This is a genomic window from Pseudomonas sp. PP3 (genome assembly GCF_905336995.1).
Lineage (GTDB): Bacteria > Pseudomonadota > Gammaproteobacteria > Pseudomonadales > Pseudomonadaceae > Aquipseudomonas > Aquipseudomonas reinekei.
Map to the genome: position 1 here is coordinate 391,988 of NZ_HG995459.1, position 22,433 is coordinate 414,420.

Genomic DNA, 22,433 nt, shown 5'->3' on the forward strand with positions numbered 1-22,433 from the left:
CGGAGCGGCCCTAAATCCAGGCGACCGGGTTGCTTCAGAGACACCTCATGGGCAGATTGACGACTGCTACGCAGCCGAGCGGGAGCAGGCTCCCTCGCCACATTGGTGTTGTTCGTTACGGTGACCGTAACTATCCACCACTGTGCTTGATTGATGCCCCACACCCAACACTCCTAAGGTAGCTCCACGACAGCGAACCCGTGGAGTGGTCATGACTACAACAATATCCCCCGACGCGCGATGGACGCGGCGGCGCAGCGAAAAGCAGCGGCGTCTCGAACAGGTGCGAGGTCTTGCCGACGGTGTGGTGCTGCCCACCGACAACATCGTCGCGGCACTCGAGGCGTTGATCCTGCCGGGCGACCGCGTGGTGCTGGAAGGCAACAACCAGAAGCAGGCGGATTTTCTTTCCCGTTCCCTGGCCAAGGCCGACCCCGCCAGGCTCCACGACCTGCACATGATCATGCCCAGCGTCGGCCGCTCCGAGCACCTGGACCTGTTCGAACGCGGCATCGCCCGCAAGCTCGATTTCTCTTTCGCCGGTACTCAAAGCCTGCGCATCAGCCAGCTACTTGAAGACGGCCTGCTGGAAATCGGCGCGATTCACACCTACATCGAACTCTACGCACGGCTGGTGGTGGACCTGATTCCCAACGTCGTGCTCTCGGCCGGTTTCATGGCCGACCGCGCCGGCAACATCTACACCGGCCCCAGTACCGAAGACACCCCGGCACTGATTGAACCGGCGGCCTTCAGTGACGGCATCGTCATCGTCCAGGTCAACCAATTGGTGGACGACGTCAGCGATCTGCCTCGGGTCGACATTCCGGCCTCGTGGGTCGATTTTGTGGTGGTGGCCGACAAACCGTTCTACATCGAGCCGTTGTTCACCCGCGACCCACGGCACATCAAGCCCGTGCACGTGCTGATGGCGATGATGGCGATCCGCGGCATCTACGAAAAACACAACGTGCAGTCGCTCAATCACGGCATCGGTTTCAACACCGCCGCCATCGAACTGATCTTGCCCACGTACGGTGAATCCCTCGGGCTCAAAGGCAAGATCTGCCGCAACTGGACACTCAATCCGCACCCGACGTTGATCCCCGCCATCGAAAGCGGCTGGGTCGAAAGCGTGCATTGTTTCGGCACCGAACTGGGGATGGAAAATTACATCGCCGCCCGGCCCGACGTGTTCTTTACCGGGCGCGACGGCTCCCTGCGTTCCAACCGGATGTTCAGTCAGTTGGCTGGGCAGTACGCGGTCGACCTGTTCATCGGCGCCACGCTGCAAGTCGATGGCGATGGCCATTCCTCCACCGTGACCCGCGGGCGGCTGGCCGGTTTCGGCGGGGCACCGAACATGGGCCACGACCCGCGCGGTCGTCGTCACGGCACGCCAGCCTGGCTGGATATGCGCCACGCCGACGCCGCCGAACCGATGCTCGAACGCGGCAAGAAACTGGTGGTGCAAATGGTCGAGACCTTCCAGGAGGGTGGCAAACCAACCTTTGTCGAAACCCTGGACGCCGTTGAAGTGGCGAAGAAAAGCGGTATGCCGCTGGCGCCGATCATGATCTACGGCGACGACGTTACCCACCTGCTGACTGAAGAAGGCATCGCCTATTTGTACAAGGCGCGCTCGCTTGAAGAGCGCCAGGCAATGATTGCTGCAGTCGCGGGCGTGACCGCCATCGGCCTGCGTCACAACCCCAAAGACACCGCCCGCATGCGCCGCGAAGGCCTGATCGCCTTGCCCGAGGACCTGGGCATCCGCCGCACCGATGCCACCCGTGAACTGCTCGCCGCAAAAAGCGTGGCCGACCTCGTCGAGTGGTCCGGCGGTCTCTACAACCCGCCTGCCAAGTTCAGGAGCTGGTAATGCACGCACTCAACCTGCAACCGAACACACTGAGCCTGGCCGAACGGCTGGCGGACCTGGCAGTGGACGCGCTGATCGACGAAGCGGACCTGTCGCCGAAACCGGCGTTGGTCGACCGTCGCGGCAATGGTGCCCACACCGATTTGCACCTCGGGCTGATGCACGCCTCGGCGCTGGCCTTGTGGCCGGCGTTCAAGGAAATGGCTGAAACGGCCATCGAACTCGGCGAAATCGGCTTGCCGCTGCGCGAAGCCGTGGGCCGTATCGGTCGTGACGGCGAGCAAGCGATGCTCGCCACCACCCATGGCGTGAATACCCATCGCGGGGCGATCTGGGCGTTGGGCCTGTTGGTCGCTGCCGCCGCCCTGGAGCCTGACTCCACCGCCGCCAGTGCCATCGCGTTGCGCGCGGCAAGACTGGCTTTGCTGGATGACCGTTTCGCACCGCGACCACTCAGCCACGGCGCGCAAGTCGCCCAACGCTACGGTGCGCGGGGTGCCCGTGAAGAAGCGCAACTGGCTTTCCCGGCGGTGACCCAGCGCGCGCTGCCGCAGCTCAAACGCAGCCGCGCCGACGGGCATGGCGAACAGAACGCACGGCTCGATGCCTTGCTCGCAATCATGACGAATCTGGCCGACACCTGTGTGCTGTACCGCGCCGGAGAAGAAGGCCTGCGCACCATGCAACTCGGCGCCCAAGCGGTGCTCGATGCCGGTGGCAGTGCCAGCCTCGCCGGACGTCGTCGCCTGCACGAGCTGGACCAGCAACTCATCGCATTGAACGCCTCGCCCGGCGGTGCTGCCGACCTGCTCGCAGCCTGCCTGTTTATCGACCGTATCGAGTCGGGCGGCGACAGCCTCATTCAGGGAGCGCTTTGATGGAAACCTTATCTTTTGAATTCCCCGCCGGACAGCCGCCACGCGGCCGCACGCTGGTGGGATGTGTCGGCTCCGGCGATCTCGAAGTGCTGATCGAACCAGGGCAAGCAGGCAAGCTGACCATCACCGTGCAGACTTCGGTCAATGGCAGTGAGCAACGCTGGCAGCATCTGTTTGCACGGATGTTCGACGGCCAGACGCCAGCGGCGATGGACATCGATATCCACGATTTCGGTGCCACCCCCGGCGTGGTACGCCTGCGTCTGGAACAAGGCTTCGAGGAGATCGGCCATGACTGACAGCGCAGCGTTGCTGACCAAACACAGCTTCGTCGAACTCGGTGCCCGGCAGCGGGCGAAAGCCTTGCTCGATGCCGGCACCTTTCGCGAATTGCTCGACCCGTTTCAGCGGGTCATGTCGCCGTGGTTGTCCCGCCAGGGCGTGGTGCCGCAAGCCGATGACGGTGTGGTGATCGCCAAGGGCAGCATCGCTGGCCTGCCAGTGGTGATTGCCGCCATCGAAGGCGCTTTCCAGGGCGGCAGCCTCGGTGAAGTCGGCGGGGCAAAAATAGCCGGTGCGCTGGAACTGGCCGCCGAAGACAACCGCAAAGGCCTGCCGACCCGCGCCGTGCTGTTGCTGGAAACCGGTGGTGTGCGTTTGCAGGAAGCCAACCTGGGCTTGGCGGCGATAGCCGATATCCACGCGGCGATTGTCGACTTGCAGCAGTACCAACCTGTGGTCGGGGTCGTGGCGGGCAGCGTCGGTTGCTTCGGCGGCATGTCGATTGCCGCCGGGTTGTGCAGCTACTTGCTGGTGACCCGGGAAGCACGGCTTGGCCTCAACGGTCCGCAGGTGATCGAACAGGAAGCCGGGCTTGAGGAATACGACTCCCGGGATCGTCCGTTCATCTGGAGCCTGACCGGTGGCGAACAGCGTTTCGCCAGTGGCTTGGTGGATCGTTATGTCGCTGATGACGTTGCGCAGATCCAGCAGCAGGTCGGTGAGTTGCTCAAACAAGGCTTGCCGGCACAGCAACGCAGCCGACAGGCCGACCTGTTCCTGCAACGCTTGGCGCGTCTGAATGCCGAGCCGCAAATCGAACCCTCCGTGGTTCGCGACCTGTATCAAGGAGAGCGCTCATGAGTGCGTATTCCCTCAGAGGCTTGAACTGGTTCAACGCCTTGAGCGTTGATGCCAGACCGGTCGCCGGTTTGCCGGCCTCGCTGAAAGTCGCCGATGGTTTATTGGCCGGGCAACCGGTGCGGTTTATCGCCGTGGTGGCCGACCCGGAAAACCGTTTTGTCCGCGCTCGCCATGGTGAGGTCGGTCTGCTCGAAGGTTGGGGCCTGGCCAAGGCGGTGGATGAAGTAATCGCCGCCGACCAGGACAAACCGCACAAACGCGCCTTGATCGCTATCGTCGATGTGCCGAGTCAGGCCTATGGTCGGCGCGAAGAGGCTCTCGGTATCCATCAAGCCCTGGCCGGTGCGGCGGACAGTTATGCCCGTGCACGTCTGGCGGGTCATGCGGTGATCGGTCTGCTGGTGGGCAAGGCGATGTCCGGGGCATTTCTCGCTCACGGTTATCAAGCCAACCGCTTGATCGCCCTGCGCGATCCGGGGGTGATGGTGCATGCCATGGGCAAGGCCTCGGCGGCGCGGGTGACCTTGCGCAGTGTCGAAGAGCTGGAAACCCTGGCCGCCAGCGTGCCGCCGATGGCTTATGACATCGACAGCTACGCCAGCCTTGGCTTGCTGTGGGAAACCTTGTCGGTGGAGCAGATCGAACAGCCGACTTCGGCGGATCTGGCGCGGGTGACTGACTGCCTGACGCAAGCGATTGACGATGTGGCGCAGAAGGGCGCCGATCTCAGCGGTCGTCTCGGTGCGACGAACCGTGCGGCTTCGAGCAAGGTCCGCCAATTGCTGAGAGAGCAGTGGTGAACACGTTTCCGGCCCACGACCTGCTCTGGGGCATGACCCCGGCGCAGTTGCCCGCGGACGCGCCTGCGTGGGCGGTCGAGTCGCTCAGTGCCGGGCAACCGGTGGTGGTGCGGCGCGCGGTGTCGACGGCGGGTCGGATCGCGGTTGGCGTGCGTGGCCGTTTGCGTGAGCAGCGTTTTGCGACGTCGATGGCGATTGCGGCGATCACCCGTCGCGTCTCGCCGGAAGAACTCCGCCACATCGACATTGAGCGTCACTTGCCGGTCCTTGAAGCCTTGGCTCAATTGCGTCCTGCACTGGATGCCTGTGGTTGGGTCTGGGGTGTCAGCGGCAGCGCCGGGTTCGAACTGGCCAGCGGTTTTGCAGCCCTTCATCAGGGCAGCGACCTGGACCTGATCCTGCGCACGCCGCAACCGCTGGCGCGGGATCGGGCCCGTGAGTTGCTGGCGTTGCTGGACGCGGCGCCCTGCGTGGTCGACATGCAGCTGCAGACGCCGTTGGGCGGTGTCGCCTTGCGCGAATGGGCCGGCACTTCGCATCGGGTACTGCTGAAAAACACCCGCGAAGCTTGTCTGGTGACTGACCCGTGGACTTCGCAGGAGCATGCAGCGTGAGTAGCTTGCTGGTGTTCCCGGGGCAAGGCGCGCAGCAGCCGGGCATGCTTCAGCGTTTGCCTGCGCACATTTTGAGCGAGGTAAGCGACGTACTCGGTGAAGACGTGCTGCTGCTGGATTCTGCCGAGGCACTGCGGTCGACAAGGGCGGTGCAGCTTTGCCTGTTGATCGCTGGCGTGGCGGCTTCACGGCAGTTGGCGATGGCCCCGGATTACGTCGCCGGTCTTTCCATTGGCGCCTACCCGGCAGCGGTGGTGGCCGGTGCCCTGGAATTCAGCGATGCGCTGCAGCTGGTCAGCCTGCGCGGTGAACTGATGCAACGGGCGTATCCCCAGGGCTACGGCATGACCGCGATCATCGGTCTGGACCTGGCCACCGTGGAAGGGTTGCTGGCACAGGTTCACAGCGTCGACACACCGGTTTACCTGGCCAACATCAACGCCGATAACCAGTTGGTGATTGCCGGCAGTGACGGCGCGATGAACGCCGTGGCCGAGCTGGCAAGAACTTGCGGGGCAGGGCTGGCCAAGCGTCTGGCAGTGAGCGTGCCATCGCACTGTCCGCTGCTGGACACGCCTGCGAAAACCCTTGCCGAAGCCTTCGCCAGGGTGCCGCTGCAAACACCCGGGATCGGCTACCTGAGCGGCAGCCGTGCGCGGCCAGTGACCCGGGTCGATGCCCTGCGCGACGACCTCGCCTTCAACATGTGCCGTGTGGTGGATTGGCGCGGCACCGTGCAAAGCGCTTACGAGCGTGGCGTGCGTCTACAGATCGAACTGCCGCCCGGTGCGGTGCTGACCGGGCTGGCGCGCCGGGTGTTCGAGCAGGGCACCGTGATTGCCTTCGACGGTGCACGCCTCGATACCCTGCAGGCGCTGATGCGTGAGGAGGGAAGCCGCCAATCCTAGACCACCCGACTTAAGGCTTCGAACAACAAAAACAACATTCGACGATGCACTTTGAGGACAACAACAATGATTATCTACGGTGTGGCATTTCTCGGCTTTTGTACCCTGGTGGGTATTTTCATTGGCGAGCTGCTCGGCAAACTGATTGGCGTGCCGGCCAACGTCGGCGGTGTCGGGATTGCGATGCTGCTGCTGATTGGCCTGGGCAGCTATCTCAATAAAAACGGTTGGTTCAAAGGCAAGACCGAGCAGGGCGTGGAGTTCTGGAGTGCGGTCTATATTCCGATTGTCGTCGCCATGGCGGCCCAGCAAAACGTGTATGGCGCGCTCAAGGGTGGGCCGATGGCGATCCTGGCGGGAACGGCGGCAGTGGTCATCGCCTTTGCCTTGGTACCGGTACTGGTGCGTATCGGTAACAAAGAGCCGTCTGCGATCAATCCTGCGAAGACAGTGGGGTAATCGCCATGTACGAATCGATGATGAAGGTGATTACCGGTTACGGGCTGATCAGTGGCTTTCTGATTGTCGGCGTGACCATGTGGGTGTCCTACTGGATTTCCAATACTTTCACCAAAGGTCGCCTGCACGGCTCGGCCATTGCCATTCTTCTGGGGCTGCTGCTGTCCTATGTTGGCGGTGCGCTGACAGGGGGTCAAAAAGGCGTGGTGGACATTCCGTTATTGTCCGGGATCGGTCTGCTGGGCGGGGCGATGCTGCGGGATTTTGCCATCGTGGCAACGGCATTTGGCGTCAGTGTCGATGAGCTCAAGCGTGCCGGGTTTGTCGGCGTGCTGGCGCTGTTCGTCGGTGTCGGCACGTCCTTCATCGCGGGTGTCGCAGTGGCGATGGCGTTCGGTTACACCGATGCGGTGAGCCTGACCACCATCGGTGCCGGTGCGGTGACCTACATTGTCGGCCCGGTGACCGGCGCGGCCATCGGTGCCAGTTCCGAAGTCATGGCGCTGTCGATTGCGGCGGGCTTGATCAAGGCGATTCTGGTGATGGTGATGACACCGTTCGTGGCGCCGCTGATCGGCTTGAACAATCCGCGCAGCGCAGTGATCTTTGGTGGCTTGATGGGGACTTCCAGTGGTGTGGCCGGCGGGTTGGCGGCGACTGATCCGAAGCTGGTGCCTTATGGTTGCCTGACGGCGGCGTTCTACACCGCGCTGGGTTGCCTGCTCGGGCCGTCGCTGCTGTATTTGATTGTTCGCGGGATTTTTGGCTGATGAGCTAATGCTTTTGTGGCGAGGGAGCTTGCTCCCGCTCGGGTGCGAAGCGCCCGCAAAAATGGGTCTGCTGCGCAGCCCAGCGGGAGCAAGCTCCCTCGCCACAAGGTCTCAGACCTGCCGATTGGCGTACATGCGACACTCCGCCAGCAACGCCAGCAGATTCGGGTCGCGCTCCTTGGCCTTCAGGAACACCACGCCAATGTGCTGCTGCAACCGATACTTTTCCTGCAACGGAATCAGCTTCACCCGGTTCTCGTACACCGCCGCAATCCTCCCCGGCAGCAACGCATAACCCACGCCCGAGCTGACCATGCTCAACAGCGTGAAGATGTCGTTGACCTGCATGGCCACCTTCGGCTCGAACCCCGCCTGCTCGAATACCCGCTTGCCATCCTGGTGCGTGGCAAAGCCCTGAGTCAGGGTGATGAAGGTTTCATCGCGGACCTCGGCCAGGTCCACTTCAGTCCGTTGTGCGAACTTCGAATCGGCCGGTGTGGCGAGGAAAATGTCGTCGGAGAACAGCGGGATGTGTTCCAGGTCCGGGTCGATGATGCTGTCGTCCAGGGACACCAGGATCGCGTCGACTTCCATGTTCTTGAGTTTGTACAGCAGGTCGAAATTCGAGCCGAGAATCAGATCGATGTTCAGCTCGCTGCGACGGATTTTCAGGCCCATGATCAGTTGCGGCACGGTCTTCACCGTCAGCGAATACAGCGAACCCAATTTGAAGCGCTCGGCGGAAAAGCCGGCGGCTTCGCGGGTCAGGCGCACACTTTCGACGACGTCCTGAATCAGCTTTTGCGCCCGCTCTTCCAGCACAAAAGCACTCTCCAGCGGCGTCAGGTTGCGGCCTTCGTGCTTGAACAGCGGGCAGCGCAAGGCACTTTCCAGCGAGTGGATGGCGCGGTGAACGCTGACGTTGCTGGTCTGCAACTCGACGGCGGCCCGGGCCAGGTTACCGGTGCGCATGAAGGCCAGGAACACCTCGAGTTTTTTCAGGGTCAACTCTTCATCGATCAGCATGGGGCGGACTCTTTTTGGAATGACCCGATTGTGCCCAATTCAACCGGGCGCGTCGTTCGGAAACATTGCGCTTTTACGCTTGAAGCCTGAGCCTTGCGCATTGCGGTAAAGCATCTTGAGGTAAGCAAAACATGTATCACGGGGAAAGATTGAACGCCTGGACGCATTTGGTCGGGGCGGTGGCTGCGATGGTCGGGGTGGTATGGATGTTGGTGATCGCCAGCATGGACGGCAGCCCATGGAAAATCGTCAGCGTGGCGATCTACGGTTTTACTTTGATGTCGCTCTACAGCGCTTCGACCGTGTACCACAGCGTGCGCGGGCGCAAGAAAGCGATCATGCAGAAGGTCGATCACTTTTCAATTTACCTGTTGATTGCCGGCAGCTACACGCCGTTCTGTCTGGTGACCCTGCGTGGGCCTTGGGGCTGGACGTTGTTCGGGATCGTCTGGGGGCTGGCGCTGATCGGCATCCTGCAAGAGATCAAGCCACGTTCGGAGGCGCGGATTCTGTCGATCGTGATTTACGCGGTGATGGGCTGGATCGTGTTGGTGGCGGTCAAGCCATTGCTGGCGGCATTGGGCAGTGCCGGTTTTGCCTGGCTGGCGACGGGTGGTGTGTTGTACACCGTGGGGATTATCTTTTTTGCCCTCGATCAACGGTTGCGGCATGCCCACGGGATTTGGCATCTGTTCGTGATTGCCGGGAGCTTGCTGCACTTTGTAGCGATTTTCTTTTATGTCTTGTAGACCGCGTAGCGGCAATCGCCAGCAAGCCGGCTCCTACAGATCCGGTGTCGCGCAACCCTCTGTAGGAGCTGGCTTGCCAGCGATGGCGGCCTAGAAGTCACCCCAAAGTTGCTGGGCCACCGCCAACGCCACCACCGGCGCGGTCTCGGTCCGCAACACTCGCGGACCAAGGCGGGCGGCATGAAAACCGTTGGCCTTGGCCTGTTCGACTTCGGCATCCGACAACCCGCCTTCAGGGCCGATCAGGAATGCCAAGGTCGCAGGCTTGGCATGACTCACCAGCGGCTCAGCCACCGGATGCAAGACAAGCTTCAACTCAGCCTGCGTCTGCTTCAACCAATCCGCCAACAACAGCGGTGGATGAATCACCGGTACCCGAGAACGCCCGCACTGTTCGCACGCGCTGATCGCCACCTGACGCCAATGCAGCAGACGCTTGTCGGCGCGCTCGTCCTTGAGCCGGACTTCGCAGCGATCGCTGAAAATCGGCGTGATTTCAGTGACGCCCAGTTCAGTGGCTTTCTGAATCGCCCAATCCATGCGCTCGCCACGGGACAAGCCCTGGCCGAGGTGGATCTGCAACGGCGATTCAACCTGGCCGGCGAAGCTTTCATCGATCTGCACCACCACGCGCTTCTTGCCGACTTCGAGCAGCCTGGCGCGAAATTCCTGCCCCGAGCCGTCGAACAATTGCAACGCATCGCCCTCGGCCATGCGCAGCACGCGGCTGATGTAGTGGGCCTGGGCTTCGGGCAATTCGTGTTCGCCGGTGCTCAGGGGGGCATCGATGAAGAAGCGGGACAGTCTCATGTTGGGTCTCTGAAAGTATGTAAAGCGTCTGAAGGTCGTGCCGACCTTATCGCTGGCAAGCCAGCTCCTGCAGGATTCGGTATGCAGCAAAGGGTGTGTGCGACATCTCACTTGTAGGAGCCTGGCTTGCCAGCGATGGCGGCAGTCCAGGCACCCACGAACTCAAGTGAAGTCGTTCAGCCCGGATCACGGAAACCGGGGTGAAAGTCCTTCGGCACCGACACGCTAGTGCTGTCGCGCGTGGCGATGTCGATCCCCTCGCTGGCCACTTCGGCCAAAAAGTCGATCTGTTCAGGGGTGATCACGTACGGCGGAAGGAAATACACCACGCTGCCCAACGGCCGCAGCAAGGCACCACGCTCCAGCGCATGCTGGAACACCTTCAGGCCGCGACGTTCCTGCCACGGATAAGCTTCTTTGGTCGCCTTGTCCTTGACCATCTCGATCGCCAGCACCATGCCGGTCTGGCGCACTTCAGAGACGTTCGGGTGATCGACCAGATGTGCGGTGGAGGAGGCCATGCGTTGGGCCAGGGCCTTGTTGTTCTCGATGACGTTGTCTTCTTCGAAGATGTCCAGCGTCGCCAACGCCGCCGCGCACGCCAGCGGGTTGCCGGTGTAGCTGTGCGAGTGCAGGAACGCGCGAAGGGTCGGGTAGTCGTCGTAGAAGGCGCTGTAGACCTCGTCGGTGGTCATGCACGCCGCCAGCGGCAGGTAGCCGCCGGTCAAGGCCTTGGACAGGCAGAGAAAATCCGGGCGGATGCCGGCCTGTTCGCAGGCGAACATGGTCCCGGTGCGACCGAAGCCGACGGCGATTTCGTCGTGAATCAGGTGCACGCCATAGCGATCGCAGGCTTCGCGCAGCAGCTTGAGGTACACCGGGTGGTACATGCGCATGCCGCCGGCGCCCTGGATCAAAGGCTCGACAATGACGGCAGCGACGCTGTCATGGTTCTCGGCCAGGGTCTGCTCCATCGCCGCGAACATGTTGCGCGAGTGTTCTTCCCAGCTCATGCCGTCGGGACGCAGGTAGCAATCCGGGCTCGGCACCTTGATGGTGTCCAGCAACAGCGCTTTGTAGGTTTCGGTGAACAGCGGCACGTCGCCCACCGACATCGCCGCCATGGTTTCGCCGTGGTAGCTGTTGGTCAGGGTGACAAAACGTTTCTTGTTCGGCTGGCCGCGGTTGAGCCAGTAGTGAAAGCTCATTTTCAGCGCGACTTCGATGCAGGACGACCCGTTATCGGCGTAGAAGCACCGGGTCAGGCCTTCCGGCGTCATCTTCACCAGGCGTTCGGACAGCTCGATCACTGGCTGATGACTGAAACCGGCGAGGATCACGTGCTCCAGTTGATCGACCTGATCCTTGATGCGCTGGTTGATCCGCGGATTGGTGTGGCCGAACACGTTGACCCACCAGGAACTGACCGCGTCGAGGTAGCGCTTGCCTTCGAAATCTTCCAGCCAGACGCCTTCACCGCGCTTGATCGGGATCAGCGGCAGTTGCTCATGATCTTTCATCTGGGTGCAGGGATGCCACAACACCGCGAGATCGCGTTGCATCCACTGATTATTCAGGCCCATTTCTTCTCTCCTCGAGGCGGTCCGCGGCAGGCGCGAACAAACAATCGCGCAAGCCTATGCAATGCACGCCACCGGGACAACCCATTGTGTCGATTGAGCTACTTTGTATAGGCCGATAGACGTTGCTGGCGGGCGTCTGAAGCCTGACGTATCCTTCACGGCTCTTGAGTCGTCTGGCTCGCACAAATCGCTATTTTTCGTGTATTTCCGGAGTTCGCTGAATGTCTGTCGGTTGGCTGCGCGCCTGTGCGCTGGTGATGTTGGGGCTGTTCAGCGTGTGTGCGCTGGCCAAGGATAAAACCGCGATCGTGATCGGCGGCGGGGTCTCGGGCCTCACCGCGGCGTATGAGCTGCAGAACAAAGGCTGGCAGGTCACGTTGCTGGAAGCCAAATCGAGCCTGGGCGGTCGTTCCGGCATGGCCACCAGCGAGTGGATCGGCAACGACAAGGCTCAACCGGTCCTGAACAAGTACGTTTCGACCTTCAAGCTGAGCACCACGCCGGCCCCTGAGTTCGTGCGGACTCCCGGCTACTTGATCGACGGCGTGTATTACACCGCTGCCGATCTGGCCACCAAGGATCCGACCACTGCCGAAGCGCTCAAACGCTACGAAAAGACCGTCGACGACCTCGCGCGCTCGATCGACGACCCGCTGAACCCATCGGCCAACAGCACCCTGCACGCCCTGGACCAGATCAACGTCTCCAACTGGCTGGATCGCCTGAGCCTGCCGGCCACTGCCCGTCAGCTGGTGAACCAGCAGATTCGTACCCGTTACGACGAACCTTCGCGCATCTCGCTGCTGTACTTCGCGCAGCAGAGCCGCGTTTACCGGGGCGTTTCCGATCGTGACCTGCGTGCGTCGCGTCTGGTCGGTGGCAGTCCGGTGCTGGCCCAGGCCTTCGTCAAGCAACTGAAAACCATCAAGACCAGCTCGCCTGTCTCGGCGATTATCCAGGACAAGGACAGCGTCACCGTCAAAGTCGGCAGCGTCGGCTATCAGGCGGACTACGTTGTGCTGGCCGTGCCATTGCGCGCCCTGAACAAGATCCAGATGACCCCGGCGCTGGACGCCCAGCACCTGGCGGCTATCAAGGGCACCAACTACGGTTGGCGCGACCAGATCATGCTGAAATTCAAAACGCCGGTATGGGAGCCCAAGGCTCGCATGTCCGGTGAAATCTACAGCAACACCGGTCTGGGCATGCTGTGGATCGAACCGGCCTTGAAGGGCGGCGCCAACGTGGTGATCAACCTGTCCGGCGACAACGCGCGGGTGATGCAGGCGTTCGGCGACAAGCAGATGGTTGACCAGGTGCTGATTCGCCTGCACGCGTTTTATCCACAGGCGCGTGGCTCGTTCACCGGTTATGAAATCCGTCGCTACAGCACCGACCCCTCGATGGGCGGCGCTTACCTGGCCTTTGGCCCGGGCCAGATCAGCAAGTTCTGGCGCCTGTGGGAACGCCCGATTCAACGCGTAGCCTTTGCTGGCGAACACACTGACGCCCTGTACCCGGGCACTCTGGAAGGTGCGTTGCGTACCGGTCAGCGCGCGGCCAGCCAGGTTGAAGATCTGGCGGCCGGCAAGTCGTTTGACCCGGTGAAGGCCGCTCCAGTGGCTGCCGCCGCTGCAGCCGGCGCGGTGGCGGCGAAGAAGGGTAACTTCTTCACCAACCTGTTCGGCGGCTCGGATGAGGAGAAAAAGCCAGCACCGGTCAAGGCGCCAGAGCCGGCTGCACCGGCACCTGCGTCAACTCCGGCACCAACCCCGGCCGTTGCACCGGCGCCTGTTGAAGCGCCGAAGCCGGCGACGCCAGTAAAAACCGAGCCTGCCAAGAAGGCCCCGGCTAAAACCCCAGCCAAACCGGCAGCCAAAACCGAGGCCAAAAAAGCCCCGGCCAAGGCCCCGGCAAAGAAGGTCGAGCCGGCGAAGAAGCCAGCGGCCAAACCGGCGGCGACTACTGAGACCAAGGCTCAGTAAAGCCCAGGTGTAAAAAAAGCGCGGCTCAGGGCCGCGTTTTTTTACGCCTGAAAAAATCGAGAGCGAAATCGAATAAACCTTTTGATACAGGTGTTCCCTGTTTTGTATTCATTTTTTTTCACAATTTCGGCTTTAATCTTTCCTTAACTTGCTTGCTCCAGGCTCTTGATCGCATTTCTCGATATTTCAGAGCGAAATTTTCGGCTTTAATTCGATAGATAAATCGATAGTCTTGGGCCAGCACTTACAGGATCTAGGCAATGCAGCTACGTAACTCTACTTCCCGCTATGGCTGGGTCAGCATTTTCATGCACTGGGGCGTGGCGCTGGTGGTCTTTGGCCTTTTCGCGCTTGGGCTGTGGATGGTCGGGCTCGACTACTACAGCACCTGGCGTAAAGACGCGCCGGACCTGCACAAGAGTATCGGCCTGGTGTTGCTGGGTGTGATGGTGCTGCGGGTGTTGTGGCGTTTTATCAGTCCGCCGCCTCCGACCCTGACCAGCTACAGCCGCATGACGCGCCTCGGCGCCAAGTTCGGCCATGGCTTTCTGTATCTCAGTCTGTTTGCTGTGATAGTTGCCGGTTACCTGATTTCCACCGCAGACGGTGTCGGTATTCCGGTGTTTGGCTTGTTTGAAGTGCCTGCGCTGGTCTCCGGACTGCCGGACCAGGCAGATACCGCTGGCGTGATTCACTTTTACCTGGCGTGGGTGTTGGTAATTTTTTCCGGCCTCCATGCGTTGGCAGCATTGAAGCACCACTTTATCGACCGTGATGTGACCCTCAAGCGCATGCTGGGTCGCAAAGCCTGAAGTTCAACCTCGACTCCAAAGGAAAACAAAGCATGTTGAAAAAGACTCTGGCCGCTCTGGCAATCGGTTCAGCCCTGTTGTCCGCCGGTAACGTAATGGCCGCTGACTACGTCGTCGACAAAGAAGGCCAGCACGCCTTCGTTGACTTCAAGATCAGCCACCTGGGCTACAGCTTCATCACCGGTACTTTCAAGGACATCGACGGCAAATTCAGCTTTGACGCTGCCAAGCCTGAAGACAGCAAGATCGAGTTCAACGTGAACACCGCCAGCGTGTTCACCAATCATGCCGAGCGCGATAAGCACATCGCCAGTGGTGATTTCCTCAATGCAGGCAAGTTCGCCAAAGCCACCTTCGTTTCCACCAGCGTCAAATCCACCGGCAAGAACACCGCTGGTAAAGAGACTGCCGACGTGGCTGGCGACCTGACCATCGCAGGCGTGACCAAGCCAGTCGTGGTCAAGGCCACTTTCCTGGGTGAAGGCAAGGATCCATGGGGCGGCTACCGTGCCGGTTTCGAAGGCACCACCACCATCAAGCGCTCCGATTTCGGCAAGCAGAAAGACCTGGGCCCAGCGTCCGATGCAGTTGAGCTGTACGTATCCTTTGAAGGTGTGAAGGCGAAGTAATGCTGAGAATGTAGGCGCCGGCTTGCTGTCGATAGCGTTTTTTGCAACACAGCAGAAACCGAGTCGCCCCAATCACCAGCAAACCGGCTCCTACAGCCCATAAAAAAATGCCCCGACTCTCACGAGCCGGGGCATTTTTTATGGCAGCAATAACTCAGCGATTGCGGGTCAGCAACGCCGGTTTTTCACCACGAGGACGGCTTGGCAGTTGATCGAGCTGCTCAGGTGTCGGGAAGCGGTCAGCCTTCGACTCCTTGTGCATGATCTTCGGAGCCGGACCGCGCGGGTTCTGCACGGCCGGTTCCGAACGCGGCTGGTCGTCACGGGCCGGGCGGCGGTTGCGCGAGTCTTCGCGACGGGCCTGGCCGTCACGTGGCGCACCGTTGCGTGGGCCACTGCGCTTGGCAGGTGGTGTGCCGGTGCTGGCGCCATCGCTGTTGCGTGGACCGTTCTGACGACCCTGTGGCTTGCCGCCACGGGGTGCGCCCGAGCCCGCTGCCGTGCCTTGTGCCGGAGCACCCGGACGGCGGCCACGGCCTTGAGCCGGTTTTTGTTGCGGCACGTAGTCGACGCGGTTACCGAAGTTATCGATATCGTCGTCCAGGAACTCGTCTGGAGCGCGGTCAGCGGCAGCGCGCGGCGGCTGGCTTGGCTGACGCTGATCACGGGCCGGAGTGCCTTCGCGTGGCTTTTGCTGACGGGCTGGACGCTCGCCGCGTTCGCCCGACGCCGGTTTTTCCTTGCCTTTGTCCTTGCCCTTGTCTTTACGACCGCCACCGCCACCACCGCCGTTCGGGCCGTCGCCGCGCGGGCCACGTGGATTGCGCGGGTTGCGCATGTCCGGACGCTCGCGTGCTTCAGGCTTCTCGGCTTCTACGGCGCTGGCATCGAAGCCCATCAGGTCGCCGTCGGCGATTTTCTGCTTGGTCATGCGTTCGATGCTTTTCAGCAGTTTCTCTTCGTCCGGGGCTACCAGCGAAATCGCCTCGCCCGAACGACCGGCACGGCCGGTACGGCCGATGCGGTGCACGTAGTCTTCATCGACATTCGGCAGCTCGAAGTTGACCACGTGAGGCAACTGGTCGATGTCCAGGCCGCGAGCGGCGATGTCGGTGGCTACCAGGATGCGCACGGTGCCGGCCTTGAAGTCGGCCAGGGCTTTGGTTCGGGCGTTCTGGCTCTTGTTACCGTGGATCGCGACGGCGCTCAGGCCGTGTTTGTCCAGGTACTCGGCCAGGCGGTTGGCGCCGTGTTTGGTGCGGGTGAACACCAGCACCTGTTCCCAGGCGCCTGCGGTGATCAGATGCGCCAGCAGCGAACGCTTGTGGCTGGCAGGCAGGCGGAATACGCGCTGTTCGATACGCTCGACCGTGGTGTTCGGCGGCGTGACTTCGATGCGTTCCGGGTTGTGCAGCAGCTTGCCGGCGAGGTCGGTGATGTCTTTGGAGAAGGTCGCCGAGAACAACAGGTTCTGGCGCTTGGCCGGCAGACGGGCCAGGACTTTCTTCACGTCATGGACAAAGCCCATGTCGAGCATGCGGTCAGCTTCGTCCAGCACGAGGATTTCCACGTGGGACAGATCGACGCTGCCTTGGCCGGCCAGGTCGAGCAAACGACCCGGGCAAGCGACGAGTACGTCTACGCCACGGGACATGGCCTGAACCTGTGGGTTCATGCCGACGCCGCCGAAGATGCAGGCGCTGACGAACTTCAGGTCACGGGCATAGACCTTGAAGCTTTCATGCACTTGCGCCGCGAGTTCGCGAGTAGGGGTCAGGACCAGTACACGCGGTTGGCGCGGGCCGTGACGCTGGGATTTGTCCGGGTGACCGTTGGGGAACAACCGCTCCAGGATCGGAAGGGCGAAGCCGCCGGTTTTACCGGTACCTGTCTGTGCCGCAACCATCAGGTCGCGACCTTGCAACACGGCGGGAATGGCCCGCTGTTGCACCGGAGTAGGCTCGGTATAGCCCGCTGCCTCGATGGCGCGGACTAAAGCCTCGGAGAGACCGAGGGAAGCAAAGGACATGAGTAATCCTGTTCTAAGTTAGGGCTTGGCCCAATGGGAGTCTTGCCTGGCGCGAATAGCGTTTAAGAGGAACGCAATCCCGTCCGGTCCTGCTTCGGTCACGAAGGCTCGTCTGGAGCGCTCGCGCGGGCTGAAAAGCTGCGCTGTAGCGGGGTCGAGATACCTTTACGATTCCGAGCGTCCGGGCGTGAGCCTGGCGGGAACGCCGGAGTATAACAGAGCAATCACTGCGCGCCGCTTTCCTGCTGCTCAACGGTTTTTGCGGTGGTGGCCGTGGCCCTTGCGGAGTCCAGGGCGTTCGGCGGTGCCGCGCCATAGCGGGCACTCAGCTCCGCGTAGGCCGGCTCGCGCTTGAAGCGCTTGAGTTCGGCACCAAAGCGCTGCACCAGCAAGTCCATGCCGGCATTGCGGCGCACCGCCAGAAACTGGCTCTGCTGGCTTATGATGGCCGGGTTTTCGGTGATCTTGTCGCGGATGTTCAGTTCATCGAGCAGATGCTGGCCGACCCGGCGGTCGGTGATCAACAGGTCGATCCGGCCGCGTATCAGCTTGCCGAAATTCGCTTCATGGCTGGGGGCCGGTTCGCGAGTGAACAGCGTCGACTCCCGGAAATCCTCGCTGTACAGGTAACCCGGCGAGGTGCCGATGGTCAGGCCGCGCAGTTCGTCGAGGGTGCGAAATGGATGAGGTCGGTCATTGGCGTAGAACATCACGAACTGCACTTGCGACAACGGTTCGCTGGGGTAGAGCAGGGTCGCATCGCGTTCATCGCTGTGGAAAATGTCCAGCGCACCATCCGCCTGACCCGTTTCCAGCATCGACAGGCAGCGTTTCCATGGCAGGAATTGCCATTCCACTTCGATGCCCAGGCGCTTGAAGACAATGGCGGTGGTTTCGTAGTCCAGGCCCAAGGGTTTGCCGTTCTCCTCGTACACGTAAGGAGCCCAGGGTTCCGTGACAATGCGCAGCTTCTCGCCTTGAGCGGCGAAGCTCAGGCAAGCGAAAACGAGCAGGGCGAATAACTGCGTGATCAAAGGCATGGGCTGAGATTACGACGAGAAACGCGAAAGAGCCAGAAACTGGCGGCAGATGCTCTAACTCCGTGGATTGGCGCACATATACGGTACGTTGAAAACAAAAGATCGCAGTCTCCGGCAGGCTCCTGCAGGAGGTCATCATGCAGGAACTGCCGAAGGCTGCGATCTTTTGATCGTGATGTGCTTAACGCGGCAACTTCAGGTTGTTCCACACCGCCAGACTCGCTTCAGCCTGGTTCAGTGTGTAGAAGTGCAGGCCCGGAGCGCCACCTTCCAGCAGGCGGTCGCACATCTCGGTGATAACCTGCTCGCCGAAACGCTGGATGCTCTGGGTGTCGTCGCCGTACGCTTCCAGTTGCTTGCGGATCCAGCGCGGGATTTCCGCACCGCAGGCATCGGAAAAACGCGCCAGCTTGCTGTAGTTGGTGATCGGCATGATCCCCGGAACGATCGGGATATTCACGCCCAACGCCCGCACACGCTCGACAAAATAGAAGTAGCTGTCGGCGTTGAAGAAGTACTGGGTGATCGCACTGTCGGCGCCGGCGTTGGCCTTGCGCACGAAATTGGCGATATCGTCTTCGAAGTTGCGCGCTTGCGGATGCATTTCCGGGTAAGCGGCGACTTCGATGTGGAAATGGTCGCCGGTCTCTTCACGAATGAATTCAACCAGGTCATTGGCGTGACGCATTTCGCCGCTGGCCATGCCCATGCCGGAAGGCAGGTCACCGCGCAGGGCAACGATACGCTTGATGCCGGCCGCCTTGTACTGGCTCAGCAGGCCGCGCAGGTCGTCCTTGCTGTCGCCTACGCAAGACAGATGCGGCGCGGCAGGAACTTTGACTTCGCTTTCCAGCTGCAAAACGGTGTTCAGCGTGCGATCACGGGTCGAACCGCCAGCGCCGTAGGTGCAGGAGAAGAAATCAGGGTTGTAAGTGGCCAACTGGCGAGCAGTGGCAAGCAGCTTTTCATGCCCAGCGTCGGTCTTCGTAGGGAAGAACTCGAAGCTGTAGCGACGATCTTGGGACATGGTCATATCCTTGGAAACGCGTAAGCCTGTGGGGCCATGTTGTCCGCAATCGCCAGCAAGCCGGCGCCTACAAGATTGACGTCGTACGGGTTATTCGCATACGACCGCTCCCTTGTAGGAGCCGGCTTGCTGGCGAAACAGGCGACGCGGTGTATCAGAACACCGCATCCCCGGTCCGCGGATCAGTAGCGGTAAGCGTGCGGCTTGAACGGACCTTCGACGGTCACGCCGATGTAGTCGGCCTGGGTCTTGGTCAGTTGAGTCACGACGCCGCCGAAGCCACGGACCATTTCCAGGGCCACTTCTTCGTCGAGTTTCTTCGGCAGTACTTCAACGGTCAGGCGCTCGGCTTTCTGGGCTGGCGACAGGTCGGCGTACTTCTGGCCGAACAGGAAGATCTGTGCCAGAACCTGGTTGGCGAACGAACCGTCCATGATGCGGCTCGGGTGGCCAGTGGCGTTGCCGAGGTTAACCAGACGGCCTTCAGCCAGCAGGATCAGGTAGTCGTCGTTCTGGGCATCGAATGCGCCAGCGCCGGTACGGTGGATCTTGTGAACCTGTGGCTTCACTTCTTCCCATGCCCAGTTCTTGCGCATGAAAGCCGTGTCGATTTCGTTGTCGAAGTGGCCGATGTTGCAGACAACTGCACGCTTCTTCAGGGCTTTGAGCATGTTCGAATCGCAAACATTGACGTTGCCGGTGGTGGTCACGATCAGGTCGATCTTGCCCAGCAGTGCTTTGTCGATGCTGGCTTCTGTGCCGTTGTTGATACCGTCGATGAACGGCGATACCACTTCGAAACCGTCCATGCAGGCTTGCATGGCGCAGATCGGGTCGACTTCGGAGACTTTAACGATCATGCCTTCCTGACGCAGGGACTGAGCGGAGCCCTTGCCCACGTCGCCGTAGCCGATGACCAGCGCTTGCTTGCCGGACAACAGGTGGTCAGTACCACGCTTGATCGCATCGTTCAGGCTGTGACGGCAGCCGTACTTGTTGTCGTTCTTGCTCTTGGTGACCGAGTCGTTGACGTTGATGGCCGGGATTTTCAGCTCGCCCTTGGCCAGCATGTCCAGAAGGCGGTGTACGCCGGTGGTGGTTTCTTCGGTTACGCCGTGGACGCGATCCAGAACCTGCGGGTATTTCTTGTGCAGCAGCTCGGTCAGGTCGCCGCCGTCGTCGAGGATCATGTTGGCATCCCAAGGCGCGCCATCTTTGAGGATGGTTTGCTCCAGGCACCACTCGTATTCTTCTTCGGTTTCACCTTTCCAGGCGAAAACCGGGATGCCGGCAGCGGCGATGGCAGCAGCAGCCTGGTCTTGAGTCGAGAAAATGTTGCAGGACGACCAGCGTACTTCGGCACCCAGGGCAACCAGGGTTTCGATCAGCACGGCGGTCTGAATGGTCATGTGGATGCAGCCGAGGATTTTCGCGCCCTTGAGTGGCTGCTCGGCGGAATACTTGCTACGCAGACCCATCAGTGCCGGCATTTCGGATTCGGCGATGATGGTTTCGCGACGGCCCCAGGCAGCCAGCGACATGTCGGCAACTTTGTAGTCGTTAAAATCTGCAGGCGTGATAACAGCGCTCATGAAGAGCCTCCATTCGTAATGTATGCGAATGGGCGCCGTTGTGCGTTTAGTGTCCGGCCATGGAAGGCCGGGCAACGCCCCATCCGAGCCTGACAGGTCTAGCCTGCTGCAGCGCCCCTCGGACAGGTGGCGGGAAAACGGTATCAATGGATCGTTACCGTTTTGAAACGGAGGCGATTATAGCGGGCTATGCTGATCTTCCAAAGCCTTTCTGTTGGTCAATGTCCGAACGGTAATCGAGGCCATAGGCGATGCCTGATAGAGCTCTAGGTCGGGCTCTGCCATGATGGTCAGCATCATTCGGCAAGACGCTCAGGAGTGAACATGAATTTCCACACCCGTAAATGGGTTAAACCCGAAGACCTCAACCCCAACGGCACGCTGTTCGGTGGCAGCCTGTTGCGCTGGCTCGACGAAGAAGCGGCGATCTACGCCATCGTCCAGTTGGGTAACCAGCGTGTGGTGACCAAGTACATATCCGAAATCAACTTCGTCAGCGCCTCGCGCCAGGGCGACATCATCGAGCTGGGCATCACCGCCACCGAGTTCGGTCGCACCTCGATCACCCTCAAGTGTGAAGTGAGGAACAAGATCACCCGCAAAAGCATCTTGACGGTGGAGAAGATTGTCTTCGTCAACCTGGGTGAGGACGGACTGCCGGCGCCGCACGGCCGGACAGAGATCAAGTACGTCAAAGACCAGTTCAAGGATGAAGGCGCCGTCGAATAATTTGAAGATGACGAACGGAATCTGAGCCGCGCGGGTCGTAACTACATCGCACACCAGCGGTTCAGGAATCCCATGGACACTAAAAAAGACGGCAAGACCCCCGACCTCTCGGCCAAAGAACAGCACGAGGTCGAAAAGAACCAGCCGCCGCGCGCGGCGGTGTTGCACGAAATCATCCGTACCCAGGGCGATCAGGAACTGGAGCGTAGCGTCGCTGCACTTTGGTGGTCGGCTTTGGCCGCCGGTCTGACCATGGGGCTTTCGCTGATGGGCATGGGTTTGCTCAACTCCCGACTGCCGGACGGCGAAGGGTTCAAGGTGATCGCCAGTTTCGGCTATTGCGCCGGATTTCTCGCGGTGATTCTTGCGCGTCAGCAACTCTTCACCGAAAACACCCTGACCGCCGTGCTGCCGATCATGAGCAAGCCCACGATTGGAAACTTCGGTCGCTTGCTGCGGCTGTGGTCGGTGGTTCTGGTGGGCAACCTCTGCGGCACCTTGTTGGTGGCTTACGTCATGCTGGAGTTGCCTATTTTCGACAGCAAGACCGACGTAGCCTTTCTCGACATCGGTCGCAAGGTCATGGAAAACGACGTCAGTCAGATGTTCGCCAAGGGCATCATCTCTGGCTGGATGATCGCGACCATGGTCTGGATGATCCCGTCCATGGAGAGTGCCAAGATGTGGATCATCATCCTCATCACCTATCTCATGGCCTTAGGGGATTTCACGCACATCGTGGTCGGTTCGCTGGAGGTCGGTTATCTGGTGTTTGCCGGTGAGCTGCCGTGGAAGGATTTTTGGCTGGTGTTTGCCGGGCCGACACTGGCGGGGAACATTGTGGGCGGCAGCTTTATCTTCGCGTTGATCAGTCATGCGCAGATTCGCAGTGAAAGCGGTGCACCGAAAGAAGATGGCAGCAAGACCGGCCCGGACTCTCCCAATAGAACCAATGGACTGTAAGGTCG

22 protein-coding genes and 1 riboswitch are annotated in these 22,433 nt (G+C 60.9%); of the genes, 15 read left to right on the forward strand and 7 right to left on the reverse strand.

Features of this window, described 5'->3' with window-relative positions; all coding sequences use genetic code 11:
* Positions 1-211 precede the first annotated feature (211 nt).
* From mdcA to madM, 9 genes are all read left to right on the forward strand, one after another.
* On the forward strand, positions 212-1,882 hold the full coding sequence (gene mdcA, locus KHO07_RS01785; RefSeq protein ID WP_150734172.1) for a malonate decarboxylase subunit alpha: 1,671 nt from the start codon (positions 212-214) through the stop codon (positions 1,880-1,882).
* Positions 1,882-2,760 carry a triphosphoribosyl-dephospho-CoA synthase gene (locus KHO07_RS01790; RefSeq protein WP_150734173.1) on the forward strand — a complete coding sequence of 293 codons (879 nt, stop codon included), beginning with the start codon at positions 1,882-1,884 and terminating at the stop codon, positions 2,758-2,760. Before mdcA ends, KHO07_RS01790 begins: the two co-directional genes overlap by 1 nt.
* Positions 2,760-3,059: a malonate decarboxylase subunit delta gene (locus tag KHO07_RS01795; RefSeq protein ID WP_150734174.1), complete on the forward strand. Its 300-nt coding sequence runs from the start codon at positions 2,760-2,762 to the stop codon at positions 3,057-3,059. Before KHO07_RS01790 ends, KHO07_RS01795 begins: the two co-directional genes overlap by 1 nt.
* Complete coding sequence (locus tag KHO07_RS01800; protein ID WP_212626329.1) at positions 3,052-3,903, forward strand: biotin-independent malonate decarboxylase subunit beta; 852 nt, start codon at positions 3,052-3,054, stop codon at positions 3,901-3,903. Before KHO07_RS01795 ends, KHO07_RS01800 begins: the two co-directional genes overlap by 8 nt.
* Complete coding sequence (gene mdcE, locus KHO07_RS01805; protein WP_212626330.1) at positions 3,900-4,703, forward strand: biotin-independent malonate decarboxylase subunit gamma; 804 nt, start codon at positions 3,900-3,902, stop codon at positions 4,701-4,703. The genes KHO07_RS01800 and mdcE overlap by 4 nt, the downstream gene beginning before the upstream one ends.
* A complete protein-coding gene (locus tag KHO07_RS01810; RefSeq protein ID WP_212626331.1) occupies positions 4,697-5,317 on the forward strand; it encodes a malonate decarboxylase holo-ACP synthase in 621 nt (206 codons plus the stop codon). The genes mdcE and KHO07_RS01810 overlap by 7 nt, the downstream gene beginning before the upstream one ends.
* A complete protein-coding gene (gene mdcH, locus KHO07_RS01815; RefSeq protein WP_212626332.1) occupies positions 5,314-6,225 on the forward strand; it encodes a malonate decarboxylase subunit epsilon in 912 nt (303 codons plus the stop codon). Before KHO07_RS01810 ends, mdcH begins: the two co-directional genes overlap by 4 nt.
* 66 nt (positions 6,226-6,291) lie before the next feature.
* Entirely contained in the window at positions 6,292-6,684 is a 393-nt protein-coding gene (gene madL / locus KHO07_RS01820) for a malonate transporter subunit MadL (RefSeq protein WP_075946288.1), read from the forward strand.
* Positions 6,685-6,689: 5 nt separating this feature from the next.
* Positions 6,690-7,454, forward strand: a complete 765-nt coding sequence (gene madM / locus KHO07_RS01825) for a malonate transporter subunit MadM (protein WP_150734179.1) — start codon at positions 6,690-6,692, stop codon at positions 7,452-7,454.
* 111 nt (positions 7,455-7,565) lie between these two features.
* Here the strand turns inward: madM and KHO07_RS01830 are convergent, their stop codons facing one another.
* Positions 7,566-8,480 carry a LysR substrate-binding domain-containing protein gene (locus KHO07_RS01830; RefSeq protein ID WP_212626333.1) on the reverse strand — a complete coding sequence of 305 codons (915 nt, stop codon included), beginning with the start codon at positions 8,478-8,480 and terminating at the stop codon, positions 7,566-7,568.
* Between the two features lie 131 nt (positions 8,481-8,611).
* Between KHO07_RS01830 and KHO07_RS01835 the strand changes: the two genes are divergently transcribed.
* Positions 8,612-9,229, forward strand: coding sequence for a hemolysin III family protein (locus KHO07_RS01835; RefSeq protein WP_150734181.1), 618 nt, complete (start codon positions 8,612-8,614; stop codon positions 9,227-9,229).
* A gap of 90 nt (positions 9,230-9,319) precedes the next feature.
* Here the strand turns inward: KHO07_RS01835 and KHO07_RS01840 are convergent, their stop codons facing one another.
* Complete coding sequence (locus KHO07_RS01840; RefSeq protein WP_150734182.1) at positions 9,320-10,039, reverse strand: 16S rRNA (uracil(1498)-N(3))-methyltransferase; 720 nt, start codon at positions 10,037-10,039, stop codon at positions 9,320-9,322.
* 176 nt (positions 10,040-10,215) lie between these two features.
* The gene (locus KHO07_RS01845) at positions 10,216-11,622 is read right to left on the reverse strand and encodes an adenosylmethionine--8-amino-7-oxononanoate transaminase (protein ID WP_212626334.1); all 1,407 of its coding nucleotides are present in this window, start codon (positions 11,620-11,622) and stop codon (positions 10,216-10,218) included.
* Between the two features lie 221 nt (positions 11,623-11,843).
* Between KHO07_RS01845 and KHO07_RS01850 the strand changes: the two genes are divergently transcribed.
* The 3 genes from KHO07_RS01850 (at position 11,844) to KHO07_RS01860 (ending at position 15,048) form a co-directional block, all read left to right on the forward strand.
* Positions 11,844-13,607: a flavin monoamine oxidase family protein gene (locus tag KHO07_RS01850; RefSeq protein ID WP_212626335.1), complete on the forward strand. Its 1,764-nt coding sequence runs from the start codon at positions 11,844-11,846 to the stop codon at positions 13,605-13,607.
* A gap of 260 nt (positions 13,608-13,867) precedes the next feature.
* Positions 13,868-14,419, forward strand: a complete 552-nt coding sequence (locus KHO07_RS01855) for a cytochrome b (RefSeq protein WP_212626336.1) — start codon at positions 13,868-13,870, stop codon at positions 14,417-14,419.
* A gap of 32 nt (positions 14,420-14,451) precedes the next feature.
* On the forward strand, positions 14,452-15,048 hold the full coding sequence (locus KHO07_RS01860; protein ID WP_212626337.1) for a YceI family protein: 597 nt from the start codon (positions 14,452-14,454) through the stop codon (positions 15,046-15,048).
* Between the two features lie 154 nt (positions 15,049-15,202).
* On the opposite strand, the gene KHO07_RS01865 is transcribed toward KHO07_RS01860, so the two are convergent.
* The 4 genes from KHO07_RS01865 to ahcY form a co-directional block, all read right to left on the reverse strand.
* A complete protein-coding gene (locus KHO07_RS01865) occupies positions 15,203-17,077 on the reverse strand; it encodes a DEAD/DEAH box helicase (RefSeq protein ID WP_150734187.1) in 1,875 nt (624 codons plus the stop codon).
* Between the two features lie 224 nt (positions 17,078-17,301).
* On the reverse strand, positions 17,302-18,117 hold the full coding sequence (locus tag KHO07_RS01870; RefSeq protein WP_212626338.1) for a transporter substrate-binding domain-containing protein: 816 nt from the start codon (positions 18,115-18,117) through the stop codon (positions 17,302-17,304).
* Positions 18,118-18,298: 181 nt separating this feature from the next.
* On the reverse strand, positions 18,299-19,144 hold the full coding sequence (gene metF / locus KHO07_RS01875) for a methylenetetrahydrofolate reductase [NAD(P)H] (RefSeq protein WP_150734189.1): 846 nt from the start codon (positions 19,142-19,144) through the stop codon (positions 18,299-18,301).
* Positions 19,145-19,326: 182 nt separating this feature from the next.
* Entirely contained in the window at positions 19,327-20,736 is a 1,410-nt protein-coding gene (gene ahcY / locus KHO07_RS01880) for an adenosylhomocysteinase (RefSeq protein ID WP_212626339.1), read from the reverse strand.
* Between the two features lie 23 nt (positions 20,737-20,759).
* A riboswitch (S-adenosyl-L-homocysteine riboswitch) is annotated at positions 20,760-20,862 on the reverse strand.
* Positions 20,863-21,060: 198 nt separating this feature from the next.
* Here ahcY and KHO07_RS01885 point away from each other — a divergent pair.
* Together KHO07_RS01885 and KHO07_RS01890 are read left to right on the forward strand one after the other, a co-directional pair.
* On the forward strand, positions 21,061-21,465 hold the full coding sequence (locus tag KHO07_RS01885) for a hotdog domain-containing protein (RefSeq protein ID WP_008057039.1): 405 nt from the start codon (positions 21,061-21,063) through the stop codon (positions 21,463-21,465).
* 72 nt (positions 21,466-21,537) lie between these two features.
* Positions 21,538-22,428: a formate/nitrite transporter family protein gene (locus KHO07_RS01890; RefSeq protein ID WP_150734191.1), complete on the forward strand. Its 891-nt coding sequence runs from the start codon at positions 21,538-21,540 to the stop codon at positions 22,426-22,428.
* The last annotated feature ends 5 nt before the right edge of the window (positions 22,429-22,433 follow it).

Excerpts from the sequence above, each read along its gene's own strand:
- KHO07_RS01865 (WP_150734187.1), bottom strand. The coding sequence starts at position 17,077 with ATGTCCTTTGCTTCCCTCGGTCTCTCCGAGGCTTTAGTCCGCGCCATC.
- metF (WP_150734189.1), bottom strand. The coding sequence starts at position 19,144 with ATGTCCCAAGATCGTCGCTACAGCTTCGAGTTCTTCCCTACGAAGACC.
- KHO07_RS01795 (WP_150734174.1), top strand. The coding sequence starts at position 2,760 with ATGGAAACCTTATCTTTTGAATTCCCCGCCGGACAGCCGCCACGCGGC.
- mdcA (WP_150734172.1), top strand. The coding sequence starts at position 212 with ATGACTACAACAATATCCCCCGACGCGCGATGGACGCGGCGGCGCAGC.
- KHO07_RS01800 (WP_212626329.1), top strand. The coding sequence starts at position 3,052 with ATGACTGACAGCGCAGCGTTGCTGACCAAACACAGCTTCGTCGAACTC.
- KHO07_RS01870 (WP_212626338.1), bottom strand. The coding sequence starts at position 18,117 with ATGCCTTTGATCACGCAGTTATTCGCCCTGCTCGTTTTCGCTTGCCTG.
- KHO07_RS01860 (WP_212626337.1), top strand. The coding sequence starts at position 14,452 with ATGTTGAAAAAGACTCTGGCCGCTCTGGCAATCGGTTCAGCCCTGTTG.
- KHO07_RS01835 (WP_150734181.1), top strand. The coding sequence starts at position 8,612 with ATGTATCACGGGGAAAGATTGAACGCCTGGACGCATTTGGTCGGGGCG.
- KHO07_RS01855 (WP_212626336.1), top strand. The coding sequence starts at position 13,868 with ATGCAGCTACGTAACTCTACTTCCCGCTATGGCTGGGTCAGCATTTTC.
- mdcE (WP_212626330.1), top strand. The coding sequence starts at position 3,900 with ATGAGTGCGTATTCCCTCAGAGGCTTGAACTGGTTCAACGCCTTGAGC.
- madM (WP_150734179.1), top strand. The coding sequence starts at position 6,690 with ATGTACGAATCGATGATGAAGGTGATTACCGGTTACGGGCTGATCAGT.
- KHO07_RS01850 (WP_212626335.1), top strand. The coding sequence starts at position 11,844 with ATGTCTGTCGGTTGGCTGCGCGCCTGTGCGCTGGTGATGTTGGGGCTG.
- KHO07_RS01840 (WP_150734182.1), bottom strand. The coding sequence starts at position 10,039 with ATGAGACTGTCCCGCTTCTTCATCGATGCCCCCCTGAGCACCGGCGAA.
- KHO07_RS01830 (WP_212626333.1), bottom strand. The coding sequence starts at position 8,480 with ATGCTGATCGATGAAGAGTTGACCCTGAAAAAACTCGAGGTGTTCCTG.
- madL (WP_075946288.1), top strand. The coding sequence starts at position 6,292 with ATGATTATCTACGGTGTGGCATTTCTCGGCTTTTGTACCCTGGTGGGT.
- KHO07_RS01790 (WP_150734173.1), top strand. The coding sequence starts at position 1,882 with ATGCACGCACTCAACCTGCAACCGAACACACTGAGCCTGGCCGAACGG.
- KHO07_RS01845 (WP_212626334.1), bottom strand. The coding sequence starts at position 11,622 with ATGGGCCTGAATAATCAGTGGATGCAACGCGATCTCGCGGTGTTGTGG.
- KHO07_RS01885 (WP_008057039.1), top strand. The coding sequence starts at position 21,061 with ATGAATTTCCACACCCGTAAATGGGTTAAACCCGAAGACCTCAACCCC.
- ahcY (WP_212626339.1), bottom strand. The coding sequence starts at position 20,736 with ATGAGCGCTGTTATCACGCCTGCAGATTTTAACGACTACAAAGTTGCC.
- KHO07_RS01890 (WP_150734191.1), top strand. The coding sequence starts at position 21,538 with ATGGACACTAAAAAAGACGGCAAGACCCCCGACCTCTCGGCCAAAGAA.